Origin of the sequence: Dolichospermum circinale AWQC131C (assembly GCF_000426905.1) — a bacterium.
In the GTDB taxonomy this organism is placed as follows: Bacteria; Cyanobacteriota; Cyanobacteriia; order Cyanobacteriales; family Nostocaceae; genus Dolichospermum; species Dolichospermum circinale.
In genome coordinates this window covers 54939-60239 of the sequence record NZ_KE384600.1, presented here as the reverse complement: position 1 = coordinate 60239, position 5301 = coordinate 54939, and the positions used below count along the sequence as shown (strand labels likewise).

General features: G+C 39.9%; 3 protein-coding genes. All 3 read right to left on the bottom strand.

The genetic code is table 11. The features are described from left to right. Positions 1–1934, bottom strand: a 1934-nt coding sequence (locus tag ACIR131C_RS22105) for a two-partner secretion domain-containing protein (protein ID WP_155963040.1), incomplete at its 3' end; no start/stop codon positions are given. After that, complete coding sequence (locus ACIR131C_RS22100) at positions 1931–2896, bottom strand: ShlB/FhaC/HecB family hemolysin secretion/activation protein (RefSeq protein ID WP_081677170.1); 966 nt, start codon at positions 2894–2896, stop codon at positions 1931–1933. The genes ACIR131C_RS22105 and ACIR131C_RS22100, both read right to left, overlap by 4 nt. A 69-nt stretch (positions 2897–2965) precedes the next feature. Continuing rightward, positions 2966–5182 (bottom strand): CHASE2 domain-containing serine/threonine-protein kinase, encoded by a 2217-nt coding sequence (locus tag ACIR131C_RS0106705; protein WP_231395407.1) that lies wholly within the window; start codon positions 5180–5182, stop codon positions 2966–2968. Between the last annotated feature and the right edge of the window lie 119 nt (positions 5183–5301).

Below are 5301 nucleotides of genomic sequence, written 5' to 3'. Positions count from 1 at the left end.
TTTACCCCTTCAGTAGCCTGAATTGCGATATTCCCAGCATCACCTTTACCATAGGTATCGGCATTAATAATACCATCATTTTCCAGAGTTAAAGTTGAAGTATCAATAGTAATACCCCCACTATCTCCCACTCCTGTATCGAATACCCCACTAGTTAGAAATCCCCCGACAGTCACCCCTTCAGTAGCCTGAATTGCGATATTCCCAGCATTACCTTTGCCAAAGGTACTGGCATTAATAAAACCACCATTTTCCAGAGTTAAAGTTGAAGTATCAATAGTAATACCCCCACTATTTCCCACTCCTGTATCGTCTACCCCACTAGATAGCAGTCCCCCGACAGTCACCCCTTCAGTAGCCTGAATTGCGATATTCCCAGCATTACCTTTACCAAAGGTAGTGGTACTAATAAAACCACCATTTTCCAGGGTTAAAGTTGAAGTATCAATAGTAATACCCCCGCTATCTCCCTCTCCTGTACCTTGTACGTCACTAGATAGCCACCCCCGGACATTTACCCCTTCAGTAGCCTTAATTGCAACATTTCCAGCATTACCTTTACCATAGGTATCGGCACTAATATAACCACCATTTTCCAGGGTTAAATTGGCAGTATCAATAGTAATACCCCCGCTATTTCCCTGTGCTGTACCTTTTACGTCACTAGATAGCCACCCCCGGACATTTACCCCTTCAGTAGCCTGAATTGCAACATTCCCAGCATTACCTTTACCACTGGTATCGGCACTAATGAAATTACCATTTTCCAGAGTTAAATTGGCAGTATCAATAGTGACGTTACCCGCATTCCCTTCACTAGAGGCAGCAAAGACACTAGTATTAATCGTACTACCATTTTTCAAGGTTAAAGATGAAGTGTGGATATTAATATCCCCAGCATTCCCCTTACCAAACTCGTCTACAATATTAGCAATAACCGCATTATCTATGGTGACTTGCTCAATATTATTAATGTCAATATTCCCTGCTTGAGCATTTACTGAACCTAAATTCTTTTGTATCCCCGCACGCACCCTACTATCCTCATTCACATTCAAATTTCGGGAATTTATGGTAATACTACCACCACCAGCCGCACGGACATTGATTTCAGCACCATTACTTAAACTGACATTTCCCCTAGTCACACCTTGAGGAAAGGTTGAGTAGAAATTTTCGTTGAAATTAACAGTTCCCGTCTGGGTTAAACCACCCAATTGTATCTGACTTCCTGGTGATAAAATTCCCGCTCTCAATCCTTCTGCATCAACACCATTACCATTAATATTGACATTACCACCAATTAGGGCTAGGGTTTTGTCTTGAGGAACTTTTAATCCCTGACCGTTATTAAATGCTAGGGTAGAACCTTTCAGATCAATATTAATATCCCCAGGATTATCGCGGAAACCTAACCCTAGAGGAATATTCACAGTTAACAACGGTGGCGCTGTGGGATTAGTGGTAGTAAATTGATAATTATCAAAAACAATTTTATCCGCAGTGGAAGCGACAAAAGAACCTTTGAGGTCTAACTGAGCGTTTGGACCAAAACTAATACCATTGGGATTAATTAAAAACAGGTTAGCATTACCTAAAACCCCTAAAGTTCCGAAAATATTTGACTGACTGCTGCCAGTAACCCTGGTTAAAATGTTGTTAATATCAGCAGGGTTACTAAAATAAACTCCCTTACCAGCATCTACATTAAAATTAGTGAAACTGTGAAATAAATTAGTACCACGGGTTGCTCCTCCCTCGATGATATCACTATTGAGTCCCTTAACAGTATCACTGCTGGTAGTAGAACCAACGGTATTATCTGGTGTCAGTTGCGCTTTAACTATCCCAGTATTAGCAGCGACAATTAAGCCAGTGATAATCTGTAATATTAATTGTTGAATTAGGGTTGTTCCAGATAGGTTGAGCTTCATAATCTTGACTCCACAGAGAAGTGTAAACGGTTTTCTGATGATTTCTGGTCTTGAGAATTGATGTCAGTTAGAGTGTGTCCCCAATCAATACGGGCTTTGAGTTGCTCTGATTTCCACTGTAAACCGAGGCCAGTACCGACCAAAGAGCCATCTTTGTTGGTATTACCAGGATTTACCTTAGTATTACTACTACTCCATCCCGTGCCAAAATCTACAAAAGGAATCAGAGATAATCCGCCTTGTTGATTGACTGTACGTATAATAGGAAACTGAATTTCTGTGGATAGTAAGAAGCCATTATCCTTTAAAAGAGTATCCTGACGATAACCCCGAACGCTGGAAAATCCCCCGATACCAAACTGTTCTAGAGGTACAAGACTCTCTTTGCTCAACTGTAAGTTAGAACGCACCATCAGTAACATATCATTTTGGCGATTCAAAGAACGTACATATTGTCCCTGGCCACGCCATGCAAAAAAATGACTATCGGGAATACCGTTATTATTGGTAGTAGCATCCAATATCCCTAGTCCAAAATTAAATTGAGAATAAAGACCTAGTACAGATTTTGAGTTGCGTGTCACCCAATTTTGAGAAAAAGCAATTTTAGAAATGCGAGTTTCACCGTTGTCATTTGCACCAATAGACAAAGGAAAACCGTCTGGACCGAGTTTAGTTTTACTGATTTGTCGGGAAAAAGCTAGACCTAATCCCAATTCTTGACTAGGAGTTTGCCATAATGGTTGATTAAAACCTATTTCATAGTAACTGGAGTTGCCAGTAATATCTAGTTGATCAAAGGGTGGTTCTGTGACACTAGTTCTGGTTAATCCTCCAGAGACTTTAATTGTGCCATTGCGGGGATTTACTGGTAAACTATAGCTGACATCTAAGGCGTTGCTACCATCGGTTGTGAAAAGATTTACCTCCTTTAGTCCCTTGTGAAGAGTGAAAACAAAAATCCAGTCCCCTCCCCTTTACAAGGGGAGGGTTAGGGTGGGGTAATTTAATATACCGCGCTCTCCTCTGGCTTAATTAATATCTTTCAGCACGTCCTTGGCTGACTCGTATCTTTTGGTGAAGTCAAGATTTACCATCTTATTTAAGATTCTCACTAATTCGTCATTGTCATTGATATTTGCTATTTGTTGCCAACTTTGCAAAGTCCCCTCATCCCTGGAGGATGTATGATCAATGACAATTAAACCCGTATTCCCATGTCTCCGAAAATCTTTGGGAGTTATACCTGTTAAGGCTTGGATAGCGATAATTCCCAAAGCATAAATATCACTGTTTAATCTTGGCATTCCATTCAATTGTTCACCAGGTGCGTAACCAGAAGTACCAAACCCGATAGTTAAATTATCTGGAGTCTGCTGTTGTGGTTGGATTTGTTTGACACCGCCAAAATCAATCAAAACAATCTTATGATCTTCCTTTCGTCTGATTAAGTTATCGGGTTTAATATCTCGGTGAATGACACCATAACTATGAACAAAAACGAGTACCTGTAAAACCTCATTGAGGATATTCATTACCTGATTATAGGAGCAACATCTCCCAGGGGTTAATTCCTTAGTCAAAGTATGACCCTCAATATATTCCTGAATTAAATAAAATTCCTGATTTTGTTGAAAGAATGCGAGTAATTGGGGTATTTGCTGGTGTTTTCCCAAGGTTTCCAGAATAGATGCTTCATTATTGAATAGCCGAGTGGCGATTTTCAAGTATTCTGGATCTCGTTTGGCCGGACTCATTTGTTTGACAACACAAAGAGGATTTCTTGGCCGTTGAGTATCTGCGGCTAGGTAAGTTTTACCAAATCCACCACCACCCAATCTCTCAGTAATTTGATAACGTCCTTTGAGGAGGGCATTGTTGTTTAATGGTTGTCCCGTAACATAATTGATATTATTATCATCGCCATTGGTCTGATGCGATCGCAACTCTTCAATGTCCTTTGCTTGTTTCTCTAATATTCCCCTGATTTTTTGTTCTTCTTGCTTACTTGCATAATTACTATAGGTAATTACGGCATTAGCTGTCAAAATTAAACTCAATGCGGGAGCAATCACTGGCAACCATCCCGCTTGAGTAAAAATAATCAAGTTGCCGGCAAATAGAACCAGTAAGGATATAGTTTGTCCTATACCTAAGCCTAATGGATGACGAATGCGGCAAGCTAAAAATCCACCAATGGCAGACCATGTTCCTATCCAGAGAAATTCACCCCAAGGGGGTAAAAACCAAAATAAAGGCTGGTTGTTTAAAACGGCACTGAGAATTTCACTAGTAATTTGTGCATGAATTTCTACCCCTGTCATTCTCCCAGAATCGTCCGCTTTTCCAGAATTAAATGGGGTATTAAAAATATCTTTTAAACTCGGTGCTGTAGAACCTATGAAAACAATCCGGTCTTTAACTAAGTTGGGTTGAATTTTACCCGTAAGTATGTCCGTAAGAGTGACTTGTGGGGCAATTTGACGGTGAGAACGATAATTCAGGAGAATTTGGTATCCTTGGGTATCTGCATTTTCATAACCACCGGAGTGAGTTTCTAGGGGTTTAAAAACAACATCCCGTAGTTTTAGTTCTTGTTTAGTTGTTAATTGGGGTAGAATACCGCCAACTGCTAGATATTTTGTGGCTAATTGCCAGCTTAATGAATAGGGAGTTTGGCATTTATCAGACTTGTTCACATTGACTGAAATCAAATTACGGCGAATAAAACCATCAGTATCTTCCACTAGGTCACTAAATCCTACCTGTGATGGTTCTACTCCCTGGGGTGAGGCAATACCAGCACTGTTACTGTCAGCGTGTTTACAGATTGAGATAATCACATCGCTTTGCTGTAGGCGTTCTAGTAGTTTTTCGTGACCGGGTTGCACTGGTAAGTCACGGAAAATGTCTAAACCAATGGCTCTGGGTTGATATTCTTGTAGTTTATCGAACAGCCGATCTAAAATTTCACCGGATAAAGGCCAATTCCATTTTTGCAGGTCTTCCTCGGTTATACGGACGATTAATAGCCGTTGATCTGGATCTTGATCAGGAAGTAATTGTATCATTTGATCATAGATTTTCAATTCCATGGTCTCTAATACTTGCAGTTTCTGAAGTCCTATAACTAAGACTGTTACCGCACCACAAATAATCACTGGTTGATTTCGGAATGTTACGAGGTTTGATAACATTCTCCTCAGTTTATTGATGATATTGGAGTCATGTAAAATGGTCTTTTCCATAATTTTTTAACTTAGTCACAAATTAAAACTAGTGTAATTCCACAAGGCCTATCAGATATCACTCTGGTATTAGTATAATATATCGAGGGGGGTTTCCTGTAAACGCAAGATTTTAGTAA